Consider the following 23008-nt stretch of genomic DNA (forward strand, 5'->3'; position numbering starts at 1 on the left):
AGCATATGGACAGAAGAAAATTTCTGAAAGGTTCAGCACTTCTTTCTGGGTTACTAACCTTATCACCCTCTGAGCTCTGGAGCTCCAAAAGAAATATTGAACATCCCCATAAGGGAAAAGCCCAAAATATCATCTTCATGGTAAGTGACGGTATGAGCCTGGGAACTCTGTCAATGGCGGATCAGTATTCCAGAAATATTCTTGGGAAAGGAAGCCGGTGGATGAATCTGTATCATGAGAAAAAAGTTTCACGTGCATTAATGGATACTGCTTCAGCAAGCTCTATGGTAACCGATTCAGCCGCTGCAAGCTCAGCTTTCGGAGGAGGAATAAGAGTAAAAAACGGAGTCTTGAATATAGGAGCCAATGGCGAAAAGCATCTTCCTATATGGCAGAAGTTTAAGAAAGCAGGAAAAAAGACAGGTTGTGTAACGACAGTTACCATTACCCATGCTACACCGGCAGGCTTTTGTGTCAATTCCGCAAGGAGAAACGCAGAGCCTCAGATAGCAGAAATGTATGCGGACCTGGAGGTGGATGTATTGATGGGAGGTGGAGACGAATTTTTTAATCCCGCCAAAAGAGAGGACCAAAAAGATCTCTATTCTGTTTATCAAAAGAAAGGGTACCGGATCCTGCAAGCCCGTACAGATCTGAAAAATGTACAAAAAGGAGAGAAGGTCTTAGGTATTTTCAGTACAGGCGCTCTGCCTTACAGTATTGACAGAGCCCATCTTCCTGAATTTAAAAATACTCCTACACTGGCTGAGATGACCCAAACTGCTATCAACCAGATGAAAGAGCACCCGGAAGGTTTTGTGCTTCAGGTAGAAGGCGGGAAAGTGGACTGGGCAGCCCATGCTAATGACGTTGCAGCACTGATCCACGATCAGCTGGCATTTGATGAAGCTGTAAAGACCGTAATGGATTTTGCTGAAAAAGACGGAAATACTTTAGTCATCATCACTACAGATCATGGGAATGCAAATCCGGGAACAATCTATGGATCTGATGCTACTAAAAATTTTAACAGCATCTCGGATTACCAATATACCAATGAGTACATTTTAAATGAAATCCACAAAGATTATTCGGTAAAACAGATCAAAGACTGGATCTACAAAGGGAATAAAATTGTTTTGAATGATGACGAAGCCAAACATCTGCTCAGCTTTTATAACGGACTTGAAAAGGAAGACGGCCTCTACAATTATAAAAAGCTGCCTTTTAAGTTCTATTCTGAAATTCAGAAAAAACATAATTCTGTAGGCTGGATCAGCATGGACCATTCAGGAGATTATGTGGAAGTAGCCGTCTATGGGCCAGGAAGTGAACATCTACAGCCTTTTATTAAAAATACAGATCTGCATGATCTGATGCTGAAAGCTTCTCCTGTATAATCTTATTCATATTTTTCATATCATATTTAATTTGAAGGAAACGAGGTGAATACTATTCGCCTCGTTTTAATTATTATATTCCCTGAAATCGTTGTACTATGATTTATAATATTATATAAAGTAGAAGATCTATTTTAACTATTGGCTTTACCGCATACTCTTTATAATACTACCTAGTCTTTTTAAGGCTTTTTCAACTTTAACATTCCATACATTATTACAACTGATCCGGATATAATTGATATAATCCCCGTTATTGGAAAATAAAGGGCCGGGAGCAACATTTACAAACTGATCAATTGCCCTCTGCTGAAGTTCAAAAGCATTGATATAGCCCGGCAATTCTATCCAGAGCACCAGACCTCCTTCAGGACGGCTCATCCGTATATCTGAAGGAAAATAATTTTCTATAGCCTGTGTAGTTAATAACATGAGCCTGTGCAATTCGGGTCTCAACTTTCGCAAATGCCTGTCATAAGCACCTGTTTTTAAAAGCTGTAATAAAGATAGCTGCACGATGCTCGCAGTCGCTACATTGGTAACAGCTTTTAGCTTTATCACCTTATCTGTGAACCTCCCAGCAGCACACCAGCCGATTCTGTAGCCAGGCGCAACCGATTTAGAGAAAGAAGAGCAAAGCATTATCCAGCCCTGTTCATCATAACTTTTTATATTTGCAGGTCGCTGTGCCTGAAAATGAAGGTCACCATAAATATCATCATCTATTACCGGTATTTTCATTCTTTCGGCAAAAGCGGCTATATCATGTTTTTTTTCATTGCTGAAAATAATACCGTTTGGATTATTAAAGTTTGAAATCAATATACAGGCTGAAATCTTCTGACTGTTGCAGATTTCTTCCAAGTCCTGAACATTGATTCCGGTAAGAGGATTGTCCGGTAATTCAATTATTTTTAAACCCAGACTTTCTATAGTCTGTAATATCCCATAGTAGACAGGTGACTGAACAATGACAGTATCACCCATTTTTGTTACAGCACGCAGACATAAGCTTACCGCTTCCAAAGCACCATTGGTAATGATTACATCATCGGCAGTTAATTTTCCCTGCCAAAGAAAAGATCTTTTGGCAATTTCTGTTCTCAGGTGGATATTTCCGGCGGCGGATTCATACTGCAGATGTTGCCCGGTTAAATCTCTGGAGGCCTGCTGTAAACTTCTCCGTAAAGCATTAAAAGGTAAAAGGTCAGGGCTTAAAACAGCATTAAAAAACGATACATAAGAGTTATTTTCCGGATCAGGAAATGAGGCTTCCCGCAAAACTTTTCCAATAGTGACCTCCTGGGCGACCGTTTTATTTTCTGCATACCGGGGGAGGTTTATGGAAGAGACCGATTTACGGAGTACAATAAAACCCGATCTTTCTTTTCCGGCAACCAGCCCCCTGTCTTCCAGAACCATAAAAGCTTTGAGTATAGTACCTACACTTACTTTTAATTGCTCCCGGACACTGCGCAGTGATGGAAGCTTGGACCCAACAGGATAGGTACCGTTGTTAATAAAGAGCTCAAATTGATCTGCAAGGGCTATATATTGAAAATCCTTCATCTGTTACATTAATATATTCATTTTTTGTATCTGTTACAACAGGATAAAGATATATACTTTTGTTGAGAATAAAAAAATAAGAAGAATATGAAAAAACTAGGATTAGTAGGAGGGATCAGCTGGGCTTCTACTTTGGATTACTACCGCTTATTAAATGAAAGGATTAATCAGGAATTGGGGGGATTGAATTTTGCAGAATGTATCATTTATTCAGTTAATTTCAACTATTTCCAACAGTTTAACGCCGATTACGATTGGGATGCTACATTTGAGCTACTTTTTGATGCTGCTCAAAATTTAAAAAACTCCGGAGCTGAAGCCATTGTACTTTGTGCAAATACGGCCCATATTGTTGCTGATAGAATTGAAAAGCAAATAGGACTGCCACTCATCCATATTACAACAGCTACAGCCAATGCTGTTAGCCGGAAAGGATTAAAAAAAGTCGGTTTATTGGGAACCAGCTATACGATGGAACTGGATTTTTATAAGGACAAGTTGATTGAAGGCGGTTTGGAGCCTTTGATCCCTGAAAGCAGGGAAGACAGGGATTATATAGAAGATATTTTAAGAAATGAATTGAGCCGGGGAATTATCAATCCTGAGACCAAAAAAAAATACCTTACAATTATCCAGGATCTGATTGACCGCGGTGCTGAAGGTATTATTTTGGGTTGTACAGAAATTCCGTTATTGATCAGCCAGGAAGATGTCTCCGTTCCGGTATTTGATACCATCAAAATTCATGTGGATGCTGCTGTAGAATTTGCAGTTTCAAAGCAAAAAGTGTAATCATCAATCTGGAGATATACAATATACAGTGGCCTTGAACGATATGTCAAGGCCACAATTATAATGGTCCGGAAGAAACTTATCTTATGACTTTCTTCGGCGACCGGAAACTTTCCGGTCCAGCTCTTTTATATCCTGTCTCAGCTCCCGGAACATTTCTTTAAAATTATAGCTTTCATAATCTCCGGGCTCAAAATCTTCAGGAAAAATACCTGAAGCATACTGCCAGATTTCAACCACTTCTTCAAACGGAATGTCATATGGCTCATAAAACGAATTGTCAGCACTTACACAGATGGAATTTCCTTTTCTTTCCTTAAAGCGTTTGTAAGTAATCCCATCATTCAGGGTTACAAATACATATGTTTTCCCGGGTTTCAGCTCATTGATTCCCTCCACATATTTTCCTACAATATAAGAGCCGTTTCTGAATGGCGGCATAGAATCTCCGTCTGCAGGAAAGGCTCTGTATTTTCCGTTGGTTAAAAAGGGGAGAGCAATACGTTGTAAACTCTCAATATATTCTACGTCACTATAGCCTTCCAGATATCCCATTGACGCTTTCTGGGGAATAATTTCGATCGTATCATTTCCATGATGATCTACAGCCACCGGAAGAACGATCCTGTTGTCCGGAAGTTTAAGCATTTCGTCCATAGGGTATTTCTGGATGTCAACAGACAGCAGAAGATCGATGCTTACGTGGAAGTATTTGGATATTTTTACCAGAAGCTCAATCGGGGGTTCAGATATTCCGTTCTCATATTTGGAATACCGGACACGGGAAATCATTAATTCATCGGCTACATTTTGTTGGGAGAGCTTTCTCCTTGCTCTTAGGAAGCGTATATTATTTGAAAAAATCGACATTGATAAAAGTATGTGGGCAAAAATACAAAATTTGATTTTCGTGATCAACGATTGGCACAGGTTTTACCTTAAGAAATGGAGAATTTCAACAGTTTTTTTTAAATGTTTAAGTTCGCTCACTTTTTTGGAGTTGATTTTTACCTGATGAGATCGGTTTTCATCCCAATATGAATCATTTTTTCAAGCTTTGAAAAAAATCATAAAAAAAAGCATTATTTAATGTAAAATATTAACTCCACCTTTTTCAAATTGAGTTATGTTTTTTAACATTTAGAAAATCAATCAGATATAAATAAAAATCATATTCGCATAAAAATACATTTATATTAATAGAATATTAAATTATAAAAATATTTAATTATTTTATTCGAAAAAATATACAGTTATTATAATTATTCATATATTCGTGATGTAATAATCATATAAAATTATAGTTATGAAAAACTTAAAAAAATTAGACAGAAACGAATTAAAAGCTATTTCAGGAGAAGGACTTCTTGATCCAATCGGAGGATTGATCGGAGGACTGGGTGGAGTAGTTGGTGGAGTAGTAGGAGGTGTAGGAACTATCGTAGGCGGTGTTGTTACCGGCGTAGGTTCTACAGTTGGTGGAGTAGTTGGCGGTGTTGGTACCGTTGTTGGAAACGCTCTATGCCAGACACAATGCGTAATCAATGGTGTGATCCACATCAGATTGCTAGAATGTGGTTCTACCTGCTAATCAGCACACAGTAAAAAATTAAAATGTCTACCGCTCTGAAAAGGGCGGTTTTTTTTGGATTATATGAGGTCTTCATTTTGATTGTGATCAAACAATAATGGAGCTTTAGGATAAGAATCAGTATTGCTTTAAAAAATTAAGATGAAAAATATTTATAATCACTTAACAATCAAATCATCAAAATAAATTTTATATTAGTAGCATAAATGGCTTTACGAAAGTTATATAAATCAGTTGATGCAATGCGTAAATTTGAAAGTTAGCAGACATTTTGAAAACAGGATGTAAACATCTAAAATTTAGCAATTAAATACAGAAAAAATGAGAAACAATATTTATACTTTGTTATTATTATTTTTATTCACAAGCATTAATGCACAAGAATATTCAAAATTAATAAGTGAAGCTGATAAATTATATAAAACAAAAGATTATAAAATGTCTACTGATTTATATAATAAAGCTTTTAAAATTGAAAGCAAAAATCCAAATCACTTATATAATGGCGCATGCGCATCTTCTTTAGCAGGAAATACAAAAAAAGCATTTAAATGGTTGAACTTATCAATAGAAAAAGGTTGGACAAATCTAAAGCACTTAAATTCTGATACTGATTTAGAAAATTTACATTCAAAAAAAGAATGGGGGAAAACAATTGAAAAGTTAGAAAAAAAAATAGAGGTAATAGAAGCAAATTATGACAAACCATTGCAGGCTGAATTATTGACAATTCTTGAGGAAGACCAAAAATATAGAATGCAAATGAATGAAACTCAAAAAAAATTCGGTCCAGATTCTAAAGAAATGAATGACCTTTGGAAAATAACAATTCAGAAAGATTCACTTAACTTATTAAAAGTAAAAAAAATATTAGATGAAAAAGGTTGGGTTGGTAAAGACAAAGTAGGCGCACAAGCCAATAGTGCATTATTTCTTGTCATTCAACATTCAGATTTGGAAACGCAAAAAAAATATTTACCTATGATGAAAGACGCTGTAACAAAAGGAAATGCAAGTTCAGGTTCTTTAGCTTTGTTAATTGACAGAATAGAAATTCGAGAAGGTAGAAAACAAATATATGGAAGTCAAATAGGAACCAATCCAAATAATAAAACTCTATATGTTTTACCTTTAATTGATCCTGACAATGTAGATAAAAGAAGAACAGAAGTTGGGTTAGGTCCAATCTCTGACTATGTTAAAAATTGGAATTTAATTTGGGACGTTGAAAAGTATAAAAGTGAATTACCCGAATTAGAAAAATTAAATAAATAAAAAAACGTCTGCTAACAGTAGTTTGCAAAAATTACGGGTTTAGGGTTTATATTATACATTAGCAATTTGCTAATTAAAATTAACGGAGAAATTACAATAGATGATTGGATTGAATTATGCAGTCAATTTATAACAAAAAAAGTTCTAATAAATATACAATTATAAACAATTTAACATAATATAAATTATAGGATAAAATAATTATAATCAGAATAGAGCACTAAAAGCCTTAGAATCCTTTATTTTCCAAATTTCCTTTCCAGGTATTCTTTAACAACTCTTTTACCAGCACTTACTGCATCCGTCTTTCCTCCTAATATATTCAGTTTATTTATAATCTGTTCGTTCATTTCTGGCTTGTTTCTTATTTATTAACGGTTTAATACCGCACAAACTATAGTGCTAATTTTCAAAGCTTAGGATAAATTATGTATTAAAAGATAATATTATGTTAAATCAACCGACAATAAACCTTTTGGGAAATCCGTCAATATCTTCAACATCGAAAAACCCATCAAATTCTTCGGCAGATTTGCCCATATAATAATATATATTCAATTGTTCTAAAAAGTGCTGAAAGTCTGGAGCTATGACATTCCGGTCATAGTCCCTGTTCCAGAATTCAAGAATCTGTCCTCTATTTCCGGTAAATGTTCCTTCCCTATCATAACACAAATAACTTCCCCCTCCATTATGGAAAACCGGAATCCAGTTTCTGTTCCACCAGTTTTCTATTTCAAAATCTGTCCCGATCATGGAAGTAAGCTCCTCTGCCGTTTCAAGGGCTTCATCCAACGGAATAAACATCGAATTATTAACAAACGAATCATAACAGCTGCTCTCCTGCCCGTTTTTCCATTGATAGAAAGCTTTTAAGTCATCAGGAATCTGAACATTATACTGCTCTTCCAGTCTCTGAATTTCTTCTTTGCTCAATGGTTCATGCAGGCTTTTATAAAAATCCGGCCTTAATTTTTTAATATGTGAATCTAATCTTTGAAGCGTTTTTTCCATTATCATCATCTATGCATTAAAAATACAAAATCTTGCCACATGACAAGCTTTATCACGCCAAAACCCAATACCTTTATCTCAACCAAAATAAAATAGTATGAAACCTAAAATGATCTGGGCAAACTTACCTGTAGCCAACCTGGAACGGACACAAAAATTCTATACAGAACTTGGATTTAAGCCCAATGGTCCTCAGTCTTCAAAAGAGCTGGTAAGCTTTTTTGCCGGTGAAAATGAATTTATCATTCACTTTTTCTTAAAAGAACTCCTCGAAGCCAATGTGAAAAACGTACAATTTGCGGATTCGCAAAGTCCCAATGAAATCATATTTACTCTGTCGGCTGAAAACAAAGATCAGGTAGATATCATTGGGCCGGTGAAGTGGAGAAAGCCGGCGGGAAAATAGTTTCAGAACCTGAAAGTTTTGGAGATCATTACTATGGTTTTGTCTTTGCAGATCCTGATGGACATAAGTTTAATGTGTTTTATATGTAAGAGTAAAAATATTCTCAATTCATCCTATAAAACTCAATCTTCCGTTTTATAGGGCTTGTTTTCATTCTTTCTTCTGCCGTTTTACATATATTGATTTTAATAAGAAAAAATCATGATATTCTTTCTTATTAAGAAATAAATTATACTAAAACAGTTTATTTACAGTTATTTTTTTCACCTAAAACCATATATTTGCAATTATACAAAAAGTATGAGCAAACCTATTATATTTGGTGAGATTGAAGGTATTGAAGAGGGATATCATTTTAATAATAGAAAAGAAATGATGCCAACAAGCTTTCATAGAAATTGGGGAACTGGAATTGATGGGAATGCGAAAGAAGGAACTGCTGCTATTGTTCTTTCCGGAGGATATGAAGATGATTTAGATTTTGGAGAGGAGATTGTTTATACTGGTGCTGGAGGTAATGATCCTATTACAAGAAAGCAAATAGAAGATCAATCTTGGGAAAATAGAGGAAATGCAGGCCTTCTAATAAGCATGGATCAAGGGTTGCCAGTAAGGGTTATTCGTGGTTCAGCACATAAATCTGATTTTTCACCTAAAGAAGGTTATTCCTACGCGGGATTGTATAGCGTAGTAGATGCTTGGGAAGAGATTGGTAAAAGTGGTTTCAAAATTTGCAGATTCCGTTTAGAATATTCTGGCAATAATCAATTAAAAAAAACAGTTCGTCAAGTTGAATTAGATTATTCTGAAAGAACAAAAAAAAGAATAGAAAGTACGGTTTTAAGAATCGTACGAGATACGAAAGTTGCATGGCAAATAAAAAAATTATATGATTTCAAGTGCCAAATTTGCCAAATTTCCATTCCGACAAAATTGGGCCACTATGCAGAAGGTGCTCATATCAAACCATTAGGTAAACCACATAATGGAGATGATAATCCAAATAATCTTATTTGCCTTTGCCCTAATCATCATATTATGTTTGATAAAGGTGTATTTTCAATTACAAATAATTTGCAACTCATTGGAAATATAACGGGTGAGTTAGTAATTAACTCTAACCATACATTAAATATCTCAAATTTACAATATCATCGTCAAATGCACGGTTTTGAATAAAAAACCAAAAGAATAATATCTCTCGCTAATCAGGCAGATATTGCAGATCTCTGTACTTCTCCAATCTGCTTAATCCCAAAATCTGCAAGAGATTATTAAACCTTCATCAGGAAGGCTAACCTACCCTTATTAGTTCTCTAAATAGGACCCATTTCATTTAGAGCTTTGAATTTACCTCTCGCTGATCAGGCAGATGTCGCAGATCTCCATACTTTCCCAATCTGCCTAATCCCCAAAATCTGCGAGAGATTATTAGATCCAGCAAAATCAACAATTTCTCACAAAAAACTTGCGTAGCTAAATAACTACACATATATTTGTAGTCAAATAGCTACACAATGAATTTAAGAAGAGATGTATTTCAGGCCATAGCCGACCCTACCAGAAGATCCATATTGATGCTGGTGGCAGCTCAATCCATGACTGCTGGAGCTATTGCTTCCAATTTCGATACCGCAAGACCTACCGTTTCAAAGCATCTCCAGATCCTTACAGAATGTGAGTTGCTGAGATCAGAACAGAATGGCCGTGAAATTATCTATCACCTGAATCCCAATAAAATGAAAGAAATTGCTGACTTCATAGAGCCTTTCCGAAAAATGTGGGACGACCGGTTCAACAAACTGGAAAGTGTGATGAAAGCGTATCAGAACGTTAGTCATAAATAATTAAGAGATAAAAGATGAGAGACGAATAGATAATAGATCTCAAATAGTATCAATTTTCTACCATACTAAAACCCTCAAACTCAAAATATGGAACTCAAAACAAAAATCCACGCTGAAGACGGAAAGCAGGAAATTTTCATTATCAGAGAATTTGATCTTCCCGTAGAATTGCTTTTCAAAGCTTATACAGAACCTGAGCTGATCGAACAATGGATGGGAACCAAAGTCATAAAACTCGAAAACAAACAGCACGGAGGATACCGGTTTGAAACATCAAATCCTCAGGGTGATGTGGTTTTCAGTGCTAACGGAACCATTCATGAGGTTGTTGCCGATCAGAAGATCGTACGGACATTTCAAATGGAAAATACACCTTTCCCTGCCCAGATCGAATTTTTACAGTTCGACAAAGTAACGGAAAACACCAGCAAAATTACCATTCAAACCATTTATCAATCTGTGGACTTCAGGGATCAGCACCTGAAATTACCATTTGCACAGGGAATCAATATGGCGCATAACCGTTTGCAGGAAATTTTTAAAGAAGTTAGAAATTAGAGGTTAGAAGCTAGATACTGAAACGATGAAATTGCCATACCGACTCTAATACTCTCAAACCCTCAAACCTAGAAAACCCTCAAACTTAAAACACATGAATCCAAAAACTGATTTTTTCTTCGAAGCAGAAGGACAATGGCAAAAAGAATTTAAAAAATTAAGAACTATTCTGCTGGACATAGGGCTGGAAGAAGAGCTTAAATGGGGCTGTCCCTGTTACACTTATCACGGCAGAAATATTGTTTTGATCCACGGATTCAAAGAATATTGTGCACTTTTATTCTTCAAAGGAGCCTTATTAAATGACACCAACCAGATCCTGACCCAACAGACTGAAAATGTACAGGCAGCACGGCAGATCCGTTTTACAGGCCTGAAAGAAATCAAAGATCTGGAAAAAGAGATAAGAACCTATGTTTACGAGGCGGTAGAAGTAGAAAAATCAGGGATAAAAGTTCCCATGAAGAAAACCAGAGAATTTGAAGTGCCTGAAGAATTTCAGCATAAACTGGACACCAACCCAGCTTTAAAGGAAGCTTTTGAAGCGCTGACTCCGGGACGGCAAAGAGCTTACCTGCTCCATTTTTCTTCCGCCAAACAATCCAAAACACGGGAAGCAAGAATTGAAAAATATATTCCACAAATCCTTACCGGAAAAGGATTGAACGATTAACAATATAAAACCAGCCAATATGGAAACACAACATCAATCACAAAAAAGAAGCAGGATCATCTATTGGATATTTACCCTGTGGATGGCATTGGGAATGGTTTCAACAGCTATCGTCCAGCTTATGCAAAATAAAGACGAGCTGGCCAATTTTACTAATCTGGGCTACCCTTCCTACCTGATGGTCATCATCGGAGTCTGGAAAATTTTAGGGGTTATAGCAATACTGATTCCGAAACGTTTATTATTAAAAGAATGGGCCTACGCTGGATTTTTCTTCGTCATGTCAGGAGCGGTAATCTCCCATCTCATTGTCGGGGATACGGCCGCCAGAACATTACCTGCTGTACTGCTGTTTGCTTTAGTGATCATTTCCTGGTATTTCAGACCTGCCAACAGGAAAATTTCCCTTACTCCTTAATACTTTTATATTTATATTTTAAAACCATTTAAAAAATTTGATATGAAAAAGAAACCATTAACTCCGAAACAAACCGAAGCTCTTCTCAAAATACTGAAAGGCCGTTTTGAAAAAAATATGAACCGTCACAAAGACCTGAAATGGGAAAAGATACAGGCAAAACTGGAAGCTCAGCCTGAAAAGTTATGGTCTTTGAACGAAATGGAGGAAACGGAAGGCGAGCCCGATGTCGTAAGTTATAATAAAAAAACAGACGAATACATCTTCTTCGACTGCTCCCCTGAAAGCCCGAAACGCAGAAGCCTTTGCTATGATTATCCGGCCTGGGAATCAAGAAAAGCCAATAAACCTGAAAGCAATGTCATTGATAAAGCTTCTGAGATGGGGATTGAGCTTTTAACAGAAGAACAATACCGTCAATTGCAGGAGCTCGGAAAATTTGACCTGAAAACTTCCAGCTGGATAAAAACGCCATCTTCCATCAGAGAACTTGGCGGAGCGATCTTCTGTGACAGACGTTACAACACCGTTTTCACCTATCACAACGGAGCCGATTCTTATTATGCAGCGAGAGGCTTTAGGGGAAGTTTAAAAGTATAAGAGTATAGAATCCGGACTGAAAAAACTTCGATTTTTCAAAGCTTATGTAAACTTATAGACTCAGACAATTAAACTTCAGATAACTTAAGTGTTCAAAAACTTTTGTACCTGCGGTTAAAATATAGCATCCCCCTCCTCCATCCATCCGGCAAATGAATATTTTTTCTTAAAAACCACAATTTAAAAACCAATTTTCAACATAAAAACATGATCCGTTGATATCCTATTTTTAATATACAAATACTATTACTAATTTAGCAGCATAGAAATTTGATGCTAATATAATTAAGGATATGAAAAAATTAATGTTATTGGGAGCCGTATCAGTTTTTCTGATCAATTGTAATAAGAAAACTGAAATCCCGGCTCCGAAAGTGGAAGAAGACACTATTGCTGTCTCTGAACCTGTAGTGGATACCTTGGGTCCAAAATCCTTCTGCTATGCAGGAGCTACAGGAAAAGACAGTGTTTTTGCTTCTATTGATGATAATTTGGGAACCATTACCGGAAAATTATCTTACAGGAATAGCGAAAAAGACAGTTCAACAGGTGATGTAACCGGTTTCAAATCCGGAGATACCCTGAAACTTACCTATGAATTTACTTCTGAAGGCAAGAAAAGCAAAAGAGACATTTACTTCCTTCAAAAAGAGAATACCCTGACGGAAGGAATTGGTGATCACAAAGAAGAAGACGGACAATCGAAATATGCTGATGAAAAGAAGATCAGCTATAAAGACGGGCAAACCCTGAATACCGCGGACTGTAAAGTGGTAGCCAAAGCTTTAAAATAACCATCCATAATGAAAACAGCCTTCAAAACAGGCTGTTTTTATTTTATGGCAATTCCCTTTCAATAATTTCAATAAAGCGGTTTACAGCTTCATCGCCGGTATTCCAGGAAGTAATAAGCCGGATCGCTGAATAATCTTCATCTATCCTTTTCCAGACATAAAATTCAAAGCTTTCTGATAATACCTGAATAAGATCATGATGCAGAATAGGAAAGATCTGGTTGGTATAGGTATCCGAAAGAAATTTCACTCCTTTTTCCTGCATAGCATTCTTCATTTTCATGGCCTGCTGATTGGCATGTCTCGCCAGATCAAAATACAGATTATCCTTCATCAGTTCTAAAAACTGTATTCCCAGCAGTCTGCCTTTGGCAAGTAACGCCCCTTTCTGTTTGATATTAAAGGCAAAATCTTCCTGAAGGACAGGATTATTAATGACAATAGCCTCTCCTATCAAAGCTCCGTTCTTGGTTCCTCCAAGGTAGAACACATCAGTCAGCAAAGCGACATCCTCCAGGGTAAAATCACTGATTTCCGATGTGAGCCCATGTCCCAATCTTGCCCCGTCCATAAACAGATACAAATGATTCTGCTTACAGAATGCTGACAGCTCTTCCAGCTCCTTTTTCTGATAGATCGTTCCCAATTCTGTAGAATTCGAGATATACACCAGCTTCGGCATTACCTGATGCGGAACATTTCTATGACTGTCCAATACCGGGATAATATCTGATGGTGTCAGTTTCCCGTCTTCTTTTTCGATGCTTAATACTTTATGACCGGTTGCTTCGATCGCTCCCGTTTCATTATTCAGAATGTGTCCTGAAGAAGCAGAGATTACACATTGATAGGGTTTTAAAATGGCAGAGATCACAATAAGATTCGCCTGGGTTCCTCCGGAAACGAAATAGATCTCAGAGTCTTTACTGCTGATTTTTTCCCTGATCAGTGCTTTTGCTTTCACTGAATATTCATCTTCGCCATAACCGGCCTGCTGATCGAGATTATACTGTAAAAGTGCCTGTAAGATATTCGGGTGACATCCCTCTGAATAGTCGTTTTTGAATGAAAATTTCATAGAGTAAAATTAAGAAAATGAAAGAAAATCACTTCTATGAAACAGGTAAATATTTAAAAATATAATTTCAAAGAGTATTGACGTATTAATAATACTCTTATCTGACAAAATCATCAGGCTGCCCGACGTGGTAGCCTTTGTCGGATTTTATATAGATCCTGTATTTCTTCTTACATTTTTTTTCCAGCGGCTCAATGAAATAAGATGTGCCATTCTCCAGATAAGCCCCTGTCAGCTTTCCGGAAGCAATGGTTAAGGTAATAAGCTTTGTACCATCTTCAGATTTGCCTTTAAAACTGTAGATCTTCTCTTTTCTCAATATTTCACTTGTTTTATCTACCGTAATGTATTTTGTTTCCTTACCGTTTATATCATATAAATTAAAAATAATTTCTTTCCTGCTCACCTCGTCCAGCTTATTTTCCTGTATGAATTTTTTAGGATTAAAAGCGAAAGTGAAGCTTTGGGACTGCCCTTGTGCGTTACAAAATATCGTAAAAAATAAAAATATTAAAATGTTTTTCATCTTCTTGAATGGTAAGTTATCCAATACTTATACAAATTCTATACAAAAAAGAGAGCTATATTGATATAGCCCTCTTTACATGTGTATTGTCTGTTATTTCTTGATAATTTTTGATTGGTGAATCAAAGTTTTACCATTTAATAATTTTAACATATAGACTCCTGTTTTAAATTTAGAGAAGTTGATTTCTGAAGCATTCATCGTATTATTCTCCATCAGTCTTCCTGAAATATCATAAATCTCATAATGAGTGATTTTTTCATCACTATGCACCTGAAGATAATCTTTTACAGGATTCGGAACCAGGCCGATTTGTTTTTTGTCAGGCTCTATGGTACTCAATGTGGAAGTAATATGTAAGGTAATATTGTTTTTACTTAATTGGTAGCAGGCTTTGGCTTGATCAAGCTCAGCAATAGACTTATTAAGCAAGGTACTTTCTGCTCCGGTAAATGAAATTCCCTGAACGGTATATGTTCCTACAGGTAAAGTTGTAAAGTTCGCTGTGGAGCTTGTAGCAATGATCGTATTGGTAGCAGTATTAATGGCTGCATAAGTGAAATTAACTCCGGCAGGCGCATCTACAATAGCATAGAATTTTCCAGGTCCGTTAATGCTAAGCACAACACTTGATCCTGCCGGTGTACTGCTCAGGTTTCTGGTGGTCACGAAATATTCTGTCCCCTTTTCCAGGTTTACATTGAATGATCTGTAATACGTAAAGCTGGTTCCGGTTCCGGAATAAACCGCGTTGGAAGTTAAGAAATTAGACGTTCCTGTCTGATTTCCTTTATATAGGGTAACAGCCACTCCACTGGGAGAAGGATAGCTTAGCGTATAATTTCCGGTTTCCGTTACTTTAATTCTGAAAGGCAGCATACTTGCACTTGAATTAAGCAGATGAGGAGCCGTTTGCGTCTGATTATATATATACCAGCTACTTGGGCTCATATTAGCCGCATCAAAAGTTAGTGTTTTAGAATGATAGGTATCATTAGACGGAGTTTGCGGCAGCAGATTAAGATTAGCTTCCGGGCTTCCCTGTATTGCTGTTACCAACTTTGGATTTTCTACCATTATAGTCTGGAAAGCATTACAATCGGAGTTGATGATAAAATTAGTATTGGACACATCAAAAAATTCTGCATAATCATTAATTACAGCAGTAACCTTAATTCTTGCTTTATCTGTATAGGGAACAAATGGCAAAGCTACCGTAGCCGTTCCATTATTAGGAACATCTGAAGCAAGTGTATAGGGGAAAGTATCTCCTCCGTCAGTGGAAAGAAGGATATTGACCGTGTTTTTTAAGACATTGGTCTGGTTTACATCCCATGTTACATTGATGTTTGTTTCAGCATCCACCGTAACATTTGAATTAGGATATGTAACCGTTAAAGGTCCCTGATTGGTTACAGTCACCACAACCTGATCAGAATCGGCACCGCCTGAAACTACACTGTTATCCCTTACCGTAAATCTCATCGTCATTGTTCTTGCTACCAAAGGGAGCGCCTCTGCTTCGTTAACAGGAGGATTATTCTGGTTGTCCAGAACAAACTTCATTTTAGGGAAATATCGCTCAGTGGTTGTGGTACTCTGCTCAGATCTGAACAACGGTGCCGTTGTACTGTTTACTGCAGAATATCCACCACTTCCGTTAATAGTGCTTCCAAAAGCACCTCTATCATTAGCAGTAGCCACATCTACCTGATCCCAGGTGTATGAAAGGTTGGTATCTTCCGCATCACTTCCTATTCCTTTCAATTTAAAAGGAGTATTTTTTGGAATACTGATACCCGTATTTCCCGCATTGGCAGAAGGAGGTGTATTATTTACCGTAACAGAAGTATAGCAGGTTGAAGACACTGCAAGCGTATTTAATATCTGGTCAATACTTTTGGCATGGAAGTAATTCAAGCCGTTATTTCCTGTATTGGTTTGATCATTTGGAGTCGTACAATTATTTTTATAGGCCATTATGGTAGATCCAGAACCTGGTTCTACCGCTGCTGCAGAGTTCCATCCGGAAGTACAGAATGTAGGGCTTGAAGGAGTCCCTCCTACAGCATTATAAGTATGGCCTGCCCCGAACTGATGTCCCATTTCATGTACGATCAGGTTTGCAGATAACGACTTCGGCATCGAAAGCGTCCATTGGCTCCATGCTCTTGCTTTGAGGGATGCCGTACAAGGACGGGGTCCGGCTTGTCCCTGAGCGCTACCTGTTGTACCAGGCATAATATTAAAGGTATGGCCAATGTCATAATCAGCATACGGAAGAGTTCCGTTCGTATTCATAGTGTCAAATCCTGACTGCGAGTTTGCCGCCGAGGCAAAAGACGGACTTACTGTAAAAGGATCTGTAGCTGCATCCGTAAAAATCAGGGTCTTATTGACTGTTTTATCGATCAGTGAAAAAGAAATAGATAGTTCTGATTCATAAATCTGATTAATGAGGTTCATCATAGCCACCAGCTCTCCAAGTGCGGCATCCTGATTTCCAAAAGCGGCTGTAAATTCACCGGTCGTTGCCACTGCCATCCTGAAAGTTTTCAATGAGCTTCCATAAGGGAATCCCGACACCGATTTCTGAACATTCAGCCCTTTGGCAACAGCTTCCAGACTCTCTTTAAAATCATTTTCATCAGCTCCGCACGTAAATTTTTCACCAAACATCTCAAAAGAATCATAAATACGATATTCTCCTTTTTTAGTTTTATAAGGCTCAACGATATAGTATCCTTTGCCGGACTTAATCATTGCGGAAATCTCATTGCCTGCCAGAGTAAGTTTTATCTTCTCTTGTTTGTCCTTTGAATATCCGTCAAAAGTAATAATGTCATCAAGTCTTCTGTTCAAAAGATTATTCTCAGATAAAATAAACTCCTTTTTAGTACCGTCAATAAGCGTTAATACAATAGATTGACCACTAACTTTTTTAGAATTTTCTCTGTTAATGGCAACACTTCTCCTGAAGTCTTCAATATTGAGTTTAAAAGTTGTTCCCGGAAGGTCATCACTACTTAAACCATTAGTGTTCAGTATCTGCGCATTCATAAAGAAGGATGCGCAGATCGAAAGAAAAGTAATTTTTAATTTCATTGCTGCGATTTTACGTAAATCAAAGATAAATAATAATTAACACACCTGTGACAAAACAAAAAAAAATTCTATTTTAATAGCAAATTCTTATAAAAAACAACAAAAACACACATTATTAAAAATAATTTACATTAAAAATAGCGTAATTATAAATACTAAAAGCTGTAAGTTTTCTATATAGCAATACTAATTTTAATATTATTTTGTTAGATTTGTATTGAAAATCATCTAACATTTTGAAAACAACCCTAACAGAAGAAAATTACCTGAAAGCTTTGTTTCATTTAGTTGACAATGAAGGTAAGGTGACCATTAATGAACTCAGCAAATTTTTGAATGTAAAAATGCCGAGCGTTAATAACATGATGAAAAAATTTGCAGAAAAGAAATGGGTCATCTATGAAACCTATAAGCCTCTGGTCGTTACAGAAAGCGGAAGACGTGAAGCGGCTCTTGTAGTCCGTAAACACAGGCTTACCGAAATGTTTTTAGTCAAAAAAATGAATTTCGGATGGGAAAATGTTCATGAAATTGCCGAACAGCTGGAGCATGTGCATTCCCAGATTTTCTTTGACAAGATGGATGAAATCCTGGATTATCCTAAATTTGATCCGCACGGTGAGCCCATTCCGGATAAGGACGGAAACATTATTTCTCAGGATCTGCAGAAACTAAGCAGCTGTGAAACCGGAGAAACAGTAGTTTTTGCTTCGGTAACCCTTTCAGATGATGCTTTTTTAAGCTATCTGAACGACAGAAAGCTTCTTCTGAATACCCAGGTGAAAATTATTAAGATTGAAAATTTCGACAAATCAATGACAATAGAAATTGAGGGTAAGAAAGAAATTCTCAGTAAAAAGGCTACGGAAAAAATATTGGTAAAAAAATAATAACAAAAGGCTGTTTCAAAAAATGAGACAGCTTTTTTAGTCACTGATTCAGCGGTCTTCTTTATCCATGCATCAGTGGCAGATAATAAATCATATGAAGCGGTTAAATCTTTGATTGGCCGGGGCTGCTTACAACAGTCTCCCAGTAAAATCACATACCCGGAACTTCTCTAACTGTTAAAAAACGGTTAAACTCTTTCATATAAAAAGTTGGAGATTTTTATTTTATTAGGTTTGTAAAACTTTCTGTCCGGAATTTACTCTTCCGACAGGTTTAACATTTATTTATTCCTTTAAAATTATGAAAAAAAGTATTCAATTCTTTATTGTTTCGATGCTGCTGAGCCCTTTTGCAAACGCTCAGGTAAAAGATTTTGTTATTGAACCTCCGATAAAACCCAATTTATATATATACAAAACGTTTGGCGTATTCGGCGGCAAAGAATATTCTGCCAATTCGATGTATCTTGTTACTAAAAAAGGGGCGGTCTTATTTGATGTTCCGTGGGAAAAAGTACAGTACCAGAGTCTGATGGATACGATAAAAAAACGTCACAATGTACCTGTTATCGCGGTATTTGCTACCCACTCACATACTGACAGAGCAGGTGATCTTAGCTTTTACAATAATAAAGGAATTAAAACCTATGCCACAGCAAAAACGAATGAATTCCTGAAGAAAGAAGGCAAAGCAACTTCCACTCAAATCATAAAAACAGGGAAAACTTATCGTATCGGAGGAGAAGAATTCATAGTAGATTTTCTTGGAGAAGGACATACTGCCGACAATGTAGTCGTGTGGTTTCCAAAATATAATGTACTGGACGGCGGATGTCTGGTAAAAAGCAGAGAGGCTACCGACCTGGGCTATACCGGAGAAGCCAACATTGAACAATGGCCACAAACCATGGAAAAGCTGAAAGCCAGGTATTCACAGGCAACCCTGATCCTTCCCGGGCATGATGAATGGAAAGGAGGCGGACATGTAGAACGTACCCTGGAGCTTCTTAACAAAAAATAAAAACCCTATCAAACACAAAGACCTGACAATAATTGCCAGGTCTTTATATTTCTGCAAGTATCAGCGAACTTATCTTCTTAAAACCTCAGTAATTCTTTCGATTTCTTCTGATGTATTAAAATAATGGGGTGACAGCCGGATGGCACTTTCAACATTCTTTACCGTAAAATCAATGAGCGCGTTACTTTTCTTACTTACGGTAAAATACACATGATTCTCCTTCAGCACTTTTTCAATAGCTTCGATTTGATTGTTCTGATCACAGAAAGTAACGATGCTGCTCAGCCTGTTTCCCTGATCAAGAACTTTAAACCCATTCCCGCTAAGGTTTGCTCTCAATGTCTCAGCTAATTTACGGTTGTAAGTTTCGATATTTTGCATACCTACATGATTCGCATACCGTAAAGCTTCTTTAAAACCAAGAAGATTAGCGTTACACCTTTCCCAAAGTTCAAATCTTTTGGCCGTTTCATTTAATTCATAATCGTTGAAAGCAGTCCAGCGTGCTCCCATACTGTCCGGAAACAAAGGAGCCATCCCAAGACCCAGAACACGGTCTGAAACATATAAAAAACCAACACCTCTTGGCCCTCTCATAAATTTTCTACCTGTTGCTGTCAGGAAATCACACTGTATCTTTTCAACATCCACAACAAGCTGCCCTACCGACTGACAGGCATCTACAAGGTAGAGAACATCATAACGGCGGCAGAGATTTCCTACGCCTTCCACGTTCTGAATTAATCCGGAATTGGTAGGAATATGGGTTACTGCAACCAACTTAGGATGATGCTTTTTAATGAGCCTTTCAAAATCTTCAAGGTCCAGCTCATGATCAGGAAGATTGGCAACCCTTACAATTTCAATATTGAATTTTTTCTGTAAGGAGATAAAAGCGATCTGGTTGGAAATATAATCGTCATTGGTGGTAATAATACAGTCTCCCTGATTAAAGGAAATACTTGACAGCGCCTTTGCGTAGCCATCTGTGGAGCTGGTTGTAAAAGCGATATTCCTGGATGCAGAATTGATCAATCTCGCAGCTTCTTCATAAAACTGACTGATCTGTTCTTCATTTTTAGCAGCCGTTATATAACCGCTAAGCCGCTGCTCTTCATGTAAATAATTAACCATTGTTTCAACAACGGGCTTAGGCATTAACGACGAACCTGCACTGTTTAAAAATATTTTGTCTGAGCAACCCACCGTATCCTCTCTTATCAAATCTAAATTCATATCCATGCTACCTTTTTACTGACAATTATTAATTGGCTTTTAATCTTTTCATCAACAACAAAAAATCCCGAATTTTCATCCGGGATCTGTATTTTAATGGGCAGTGTTAATCTAAAACACTCCATCCTCTCTTCGGATTCGTATTGGTAGAAACCTCCTGCTCGTTCACGATGATATTTTCTTTTCTCTGACCGATATAGTCAAGCTCGCTCAGTTTAGCGAAAATAGTTTCCAGGCTTCTCAGCATTTGCTGGATATAAAGCAACGGCTCTCCACAGTTGTGGTGGTCATAATTGGTTTCTGCAACAATAGAAAGCTGGTTCAGTAAGGTATGTGGTGCGATCTCACTCCATTCCAGACTATAGTTCAGCATTTCTTCCAGCTCCGCAGGAACGAGAAGCTGAGTGGAATTGTATAAATGAAGCGCCAGCCTTGCAAAAGATTCGATCAAAAACACAGGGGGCTGCCAGGGCGTAATATTTCTGAACTGGAAATACATATCTCCGAAAGTATTCACCATTGTGCTGCACAGGAATTTAACGTTTTGTGCCAATGCTGTATTCTGGTTCTTATGGGATGCCTTCTGAATGATCTTAAAGGCATATTGCTGCAGGTTTCCGATAGACTTCGCAAAGCTGCTGTAATAATCTACCAAAGCCGGATGACTCTGAATAGAAGTACACGGAGGAATAAAGTTAGAATCTACCTGAGCAATATTCGCTTTTAAATCTACCTTTCCGATGATCAGATAATTTCCTCCTGAATAGCTGCTGTTCAGCGAAGTGACAGGAAGCAGTTCGATGTGGTGATTCGGCTGTGCACTCGGATGGCGGGGTGGAATTTCTTCGGGATCAATATCCCCGAAAGGAACTTTATCAAACGGGTTTACAGAAATGAGAATATAATACTCACCATCCGCCTGCTCTTCGTTCATGGATTTCGCCAAGGACTTCACACTGATCCTTCTGTCTGTCAGCTCAATACGGTAGCCCGCCATCGTAACAGCGCTGCAACGCTTGATCACAAGCTGTACATCATTGGTTGCTGTATTGTGAACATCAAAGATGGTTCTATCCGTAAATTCATTAGAGATTGGCAAAAGCCCGTAGTTATATGTAGTGATCCCAAGTGAGTTGGAATCTCTGATGGTATCAATTAAGAAATTATCCTGATCATTAAGGTGCCTTTGGGAAACCTTCATCCCATCCACCCAGTTGATTGCAAAATGTTTAATAGGCTGTATCATGTTAAATACTTTTTAATTTTTTGTGATTATGACTTTCTTACAACTCCCTCCTCTTCATGCTGAATGACTCTTTTACAAATCACCACTTCATTTTCAGAAATGCTGTTCGCCGTGATGTCCTGGTCGAAATCTATGTATTTTCTAAAGCTGAAAAAAGATTTTTTAGTATAAAAGATCCAGTAATACGGCTCATTGCCTTCATCAGACAAATGAATAACAGATCCCGGATTCTTATGGTTGTAATCATCTACTACTCTGTAAAACCAATCTCCGAAAGTAACTCCCGTTGGAAGGGTTTTGGCTTTAATTCTGAAGCGGTTGGCATCTTCCAGCTTTTTGCTCAGTTCAACATTCAGAACCATTAATCGGTCAAAATCTGCTCCTTCAAAATCAGGAAGCTTCTGCTCAGGAGAATATCTCCAGGTCTTATAGATATCAAAAGGAATGCTGATAAACTGAATATAGCAGTAATAAAATACCATCGGAACCAGAAAGATCAGCATACTCGTCGCAGCCATTACTGCATATCCTGTTCCTCTGCTCATCCAGTTGAAAAGCAATGTAAACAGGTATCCGCCCAAAACTATACAGGTCAGTGAAAGTATAGATTCAAACAAAATGCTCATGGACAGAGATTCGATATGTTTTTTGAAATATTTATGCAATAAATTAACGTGGATGATCCCAAATATAAGGTAGATAACCTGTGCAATGAGATACCAGTACGGATTAAAAAGATTTCCGGCAAATCCGAAAACACCTGGTAAAGCCAGACATAAGCTGCACAGAAGAACGTATACAATAATTACTTTAATTTTTATTGCAGGTTTGTTTCGTCTGATTACACCCAGTATAACCGTCATAATGATCGCGATCAAAGGCATTAAGATGTACCTTAGAAAAATACCTTTTACTGAAGAGATTTCCATTTGTTTCTTTTCGAATTTATACTTTGTTGGTAGTTGTAAA

General features: G+C 37.2%; 24 protein-coding genes. 15 read left to right on the forward strand and 9 right to left on the reverse strand.

The features are described from left to right. Positions 1-5: 5 nt before the first annotated feature. Positions 6-1400: an alkaline phosphatase gene (locus AC4IF5_RS07540; RefSeq protein ID WP_490733180.1), complete on the forward strand. Its 1395-nt coding sequence runs from the start codon at positions 6-8 to the stop codon at positions 1398-1400. 147 nt (positions 1401-1547) lie between these two features. Here AC4IF5_RS07540 and AC4IF5_RS07545 read toward each other — a convergent pair whose 3' ends face one another. Beyond that, the gene (locus tag AC4IF5_RS07545) at positions 1548-2969 is read right to left on the reverse strand and encodes an aminotransferase-like domain-containing protein (RefSeq protein WP_490733182.1); all 1422 of its coding nucleotides are present in this window, start codon (positions 2967-2969) and stop codon (positions 1548-1550) included. 87 nt (positions 2970-3056) lie between these two features. On the opposite strand from AC4IF5_RS07545, the gene AC4IF5_RS07550 reads away from it, so the two are divergent. Continuing rightward, positions 3057-3761 (forward strand): aspartate/glutamate racemase family protein, encoded by a 705-nt coding sequence (locus tag AC4IF5_RS07550; RefSeq protein WP_490733184.1) that lies wholly within the window; start codon positions 3057-3059, stop codon positions 3759-3761. 84 nt (positions 3762-3845) lie between these two features. Here the strand turns inward: AC4IF5_RS07550 and AC4IF5_RS07555 are convergent, their stop codons facing one another. After that, positions 3846-4631, reverse strand: a complete 786-nt coding sequence (locus AC4IF5_RS07555; RefSeq protein ID WP_490733186.1) for an XRE family transcriptional regulator — start codon at positions 4629-4631, stop codon at positions 3846-3848. A gap of 436 nt (positions 4632-5067) precedes the next feature. On the opposite strand from AC4IF5_RS07555, the gene AC4IF5_RS07560 reads away from it, so the two are divergent. Together AC4IF5_RS07560 and AC4IF5_RS07565 are read left to right on the forward strand one after the other, a co-directional pair. After that, complete coding sequence (locus tag AC4IF5_RS07560; RefSeq protein ID WP_490733188.1) at positions 5068-5352, forward strand: bacteriocin-like protein; 285 nt, start codon at positions 5068-5070, stop codon at positions 5350-5352. Between the two features lie 321 nt (positions 5353-5673). Beyond that, positions 5674-6627, forward strand: a complete 954-nt coding sequence (locus tag AC4IF5_RS07565; protein WP_490733190.1) for a DUF6624 domain-containing protein — start codon at positions 5674-5676, stop codon at positions 6625-6627. Positions 6628-7083: 456 nt separating this feature from the next. Here AC4IF5_RS07565 and AC4IF5_RS07570 read toward each other — a convergent pair whose 3' ends face one another. Further along, entirely contained in the window at positions 7084-7641 is a 558-nt protein-coding gene (locus AC4IF5_RS07570) for an SMI1/KNR4 family protein (protein ID WP_490733192.1), read from the reverse strand. Positions 7642-7738: 97 nt separating this feature from the next. On the opposite strand from AC4IF5_RS07570, the gene AC4IF5_RS07575 reads away from it, so the two are divergent. The 9 genes from AC4IF5_RS07575 (at position 7739) to AC4IF5_RS07615 (ending at position 12937) form a co-directional block, all read left to right on the forward strand. Further along, positions 7739-8047 (forward strand): VOC family protein, encoded by a 309-nt coding sequence (locus AC4IF5_RS07575; RefSeq protein ID WP_490733194.1) that lies wholly within the window; start codon positions 7739-7741, stop codon positions 8045-8047. Further along, positions 8023-8136 carry a VOC family protein gene (locus AC4IF5_RS07580; RefSeq protein WP_490733196.1) on the forward strand — a complete coding sequence of 38 codons (114 nt, stop codon included), beginning with the start codon at positions 8023-8025 and terminating at the stop codon, positions 8134-8136. The genes AC4IF5_RS07575 and AC4IF5_RS07580 overlap by 25 nt, the downstream gene beginning before the upstream one ends. A 211-nt stretch (positions 8137-8347) precedes the next feature. After that, positions 8348-9226: a YDG/SRA domain-containing protein gene (locus tag AC4IF5_RS07585; RefSeq protein ID WP_490733198.1), complete on the forward strand. Its 879-nt coding sequence runs from the start codon at positions 8348-8350 to the stop codon at positions 9224-9226. Positions 9227-9564: 338 nt separating this feature from the next. Next, positions 9565-9894, forward strand: coding sequence for an ArsR/SmtB family transcription factor (locus AC4IF5_RS07590; RefSeq protein WP_490733200.1), 330 nt, complete (start codon positions 9565-9567; stop codon positions 9892-9894). 87 nt (positions 9895-9981) lie between these two features. Continuing rightward, the gene (locus AC4IF5_RS07595) at positions 9982-10452 is read left to right on the forward strand and encodes an SRPBCC family protein (RefSeq protein WP_490733202.1); all 471 of its coding nucleotides are present in this window, start codon (positions 9982-9984) and stop codon (positions 10450-10452) included. Positions 10453-10546: 94 nt separating this feature from the next. Beyond that, complete coding sequence (locus AC4IF5_RS07600) at positions 10547-11125, forward strand: YdeI/OmpD-associated family protein (RefSeq protein WP_490733204.1); 579 nt, start codon at positions 10547-10549, stop codon at positions 11123-11125. A 19-nt stretch (positions 11126-11144) separates the two neighbouring features. Continuing rightward, positions 11145-11543, forward strand: a complete 399-nt coding sequence (locus AC4IF5_RS07605; RefSeq protein ID WP_490733206.1) for a DoxX family protein — start codon at positions 11145-11147, stop codon at positions 11541-11543. A gap of 42 nt (positions 11544-11585) precedes the next feature. Beyond that, a complete protein-coding gene (locus tag AC4IF5_RS07610; RefSeq protein ID WP_490733208.1) occupies positions 11586-12143 on the forward strand; it encodes a DUF4256 domain-containing protein in 558 nt (185 codons plus the stop codon). Positions 12144-12436: 293 nt separating this feature from the next. Then, positions 12437-12937, forward strand: a complete 501-nt coding sequence (locus tag AC4IF5_RS07615; protein WP_490733210.1) for a hypothetical protein — start codon at positions 12437-12439, stop codon at positions 12935-12937. Positions 12938-12980: 43 nt separating this feature from the next. On the opposite strand, the gene AC4IF5_RS07620 is transcribed toward AC4IF5_RS07615, so the two are convergent. From AC4IF5_RS07620 to AC4IF5_RS07630, 3 genes are all read right to left on the reverse strand, one after another. Next, positions 12981-14015, reverse strand: coding sequence for a threonine aldolase family protein (locus AC4IF5_RS07620; RefSeq protein ID WP_490733212.1), 1035 nt, complete (start codon positions 14013-14015; stop codon positions 12981-12983). A gap of 97 nt (positions 14016-14112) precedes the next feature. Continuing rightward, positions 14113-14541: a hypothetical protein gene (locus tag AC4IF5_RS07625; protein ID WP_490733213.1), complete on the reverse strand. Its 429-nt coding sequence runs from the start codon at positions 14539-14541 to the stop codon at positions 14113-14115. A 93-nt stretch (positions 14542-14634) separates the two neighbouring features. Further along, positions 14635-17646: a reprolysin-like metallopeptidase gene (locus AC4IF5_RS07630; RefSeq protein ID WP_490733215.1), complete on the reverse strand. Its 3012-nt coding sequence runs from the start codon at positions 17644-17646 to the stop codon at positions 14635-14637. A gap of 236 nt (positions 17647-17882) precedes the next feature. On the opposite strand from AC4IF5_RS07630, the gene AC4IF5_RS07635 reads away from it, so the two are divergent. Then, a complete protein-coding gene (locus tag AC4IF5_RS07635; protein WP_490733217.1) occupies positions 17883-18536 on the forward strand; it encodes a metal-dependent transcriptional regulator in 654 nt (217 codons plus the stop codon). A 301-nt stretch (positions 18537-18837) separates the two neighbouring features. After that, positions 18838-19557, forward strand: a complete 720-nt coding sequence (gene blaIND / locus AC4IF5_RS07640; RefSeq protein WP_490733219.1) for an IND family subclass B1 metallo-beta-lactamase — start codon at positions 18838-18840, stop codon at positions 19555-19557. Positions 19558-19626: 69 nt separating this feature from the next. Here blaIND and AC4IF5_RS07645 read toward each other — a convergent pair whose 3' ends face one another. From AC4IF5_RS07645 to AC4IF5_RS07655, 3 genes are all read right to left on the reverse strand, one after another. Beyond that, positions 19627-20799 carry an aminotransferase class V-fold PLP-dependent enzyme gene (locus AC4IF5_RS07645; protein WP_490733221.1) on the reverse strand — a complete coding sequence of 391 codons (1173 nt, stop codon included), beginning with the start codon at positions 20797-20799 and terminating at the stop codon, positions 19627-19629. 100 nt (positions 20800-20899) lie between these two features. Next, on the reverse strand, positions 20900-22039 hold the full coding sequence (locus AC4IF5_RS07650; protein WP_490733223.1) for a hypothetical protein: 1140 nt from the start codon (positions 22037-22039) through the stop codon (positions 20900-20902). A gap of 26 nt (positions 22040-22065) precedes the next feature. Next, entirely contained in the window at positions 22066-22968 is a 903-nt protein-coding gene (locus tag AC4IF5_RS07655; protein ID WP_490733225.1) for a TssN family type VI secretion system protein, read from the reverse strand. Positions 22969-23008: the final 40 nt, after the last annotated feature.

This window comes from Chryseobacterium sp. UF-290 (assembly GCF_058245615.1).

Excerpts from the sequence above, each read along its gene's own strand:
- AC4IF5_RS07540 (WP_490733180.1), top strand. The coding sequence starts at position 6 with ATGGACAGAAGAAAATTTCTGAAAGGTTCAGCACTTCTTTCTGGGTTA.
- AC4IF5_RS07545 (WP_490733182.1), bottom strand. The coding sequence starts at position 2,969 with ATGAAGGATTTTCAATATATAGCCCTTGCAGATCAATTTGAGCTCTTT.
- AC4IF5_RS07550 (WP_490733184.1), top strand. The coding sequence starts at position 3,057 with ATGAAAAAACTAGGATTAGTAGGAGGGATCAGCTGGGCTTCTACTTTG.
- AC4IF5_RS07555 (WP_490733186.1), bottom strand. The coding sequence starts at position 4,631 with ATGTCGATTTTTTCAAATAATATACGCTTCCTAAGAGCAAGGAGAAAG.
- AC4IF5_RS07560 (WP_490733188.1), top strand. The coding sequence starts at position 5,068 with ATGAAAAACTTAAAAAAATTAGACAGAAACGAATTAAAAGCTATTTCA.
- AC4IF5_RS07565 (WP_490733190.1), top strand. The coding sequence starts at position 5,674 with ATGAGAAACAATATTTATACTTTGTTATTATTATTTTTATTCACAAGC.
- AC4IF5_RS07570 (WP_490733192.1), bottom strand. The coding sequence starts at position 7,641 with ATGGAAAAAACGCTTCAAAGATTAGATTCACATATTAAAAAATTAAGG.
- AC4IF5_RS07575 (WP_490733194.1), top strand. The coding sequence starts at position 7,739 with ATGAAACCTAAAATGATCTGGGCAAACTTACCTGTAGCCAACCTGGAA.
- AC4IF5_RS07585 (WP_490733198.1), top strand. The coding sequence starts at position 8,348 with ATGAGCAAACCTATTATATTTGGTGAGATTGAAGGTATTGAAGAGGGA.
- AC4IF5_RS07590 (WP_490733200.1), top strand. The coding sequence starts at position 9,565 with ATGAATTTAAGAAGAGATGTATTTCAGGCCATAGCCGACCCTACCAGA.
- AC4IF5_RS07595 (WP_490733202.1), top strand. The coding sequence starts at position 9,982 with ATGGAACTCAAAACAAAAATCCACGCTGAAGACGGAAAGCAGGAAATT.
- AC4IF5_RS07600 (WP_490733204.1), top strand. The coding sequence starts at position 10,547 with ATGAATCCAAAAACTGATTTTTTCTTCGAAGCAGAAGGACAATGGCAA.
- AC4IF5_RS07605 (WP_490733206.1), top strand. The coding sequence starts at position 11,145 with ATGGAAACACAACATCAATCACAAAAAAGAAGCAGGATCATCTATTGG.
- AC4IF5_RS07610 (WP_490733208.1), top strand. The coding sequence starts at position 11,586 with ATGAAAAAGAAACCATTAACTCCGAAACAAACCGAAGCTCTTCTCAAA.
- AC4IF5_RS07615 (WP_490733210.1), top strand. The coding sequence starts at position 12,437 with ATGAAAAAATTAATGTTATTGGGAGCCGTATCAGTTTTTCTGATCAAT.
- AC4IF5_RS07620 (WP_490733212.1), bottom strand. The coding sequence starts at position 14,015 with ATGAAATTTTCATTCAAAAACGACTATTCAGAGGGATGTCACCCGAAT.
- AC4IF5_RS07625 (WP_490733213.1), bottom strand. The coding sequence starts at position 14,541 with ATGAAAAACATTTTAATATTTTTATTTTTTACGATATTTTGTAACGCA.
- AC4IF5_RS07630 (WP_490733215.1), bottom strand. The coding sequence starts at position 17,646 with ATGAAATTAAAAATTACTTTTCTTTCGATCTGCGCATCCTTCTTTATG.
- blaIND (WP_490733219.1), top strand. The coding sequence starts at position 18,838 with ATGAAAAAAAGTATTCAATTCTTTATTGTTTCGATGCTGCTGAGCCCT.
- AC4IF5_RS07645 (WP_490733221.1), bottom strand. The coding sequence starts at position 20,799 with ATGGATATGAATTTAGATTTGATAAGAGAGGATACGGTGGGTTGCTCA.
- AC4IF5_RS07650 (WP_490733223.1), bottom strand. The coding sequence starts at position 22,039 with ATGATACAGCCTATTAAACATTTTGCAATCAACTGGGTGGATGGGATG.
- AC4IF5_RS07655 (WP_490733225.1), bottom strand. The coding sequence starts at position 22,968 with ATGGAAATCTCTTCAGTAAAAGGTATTTTTCTAAGGTACATCTTAATG.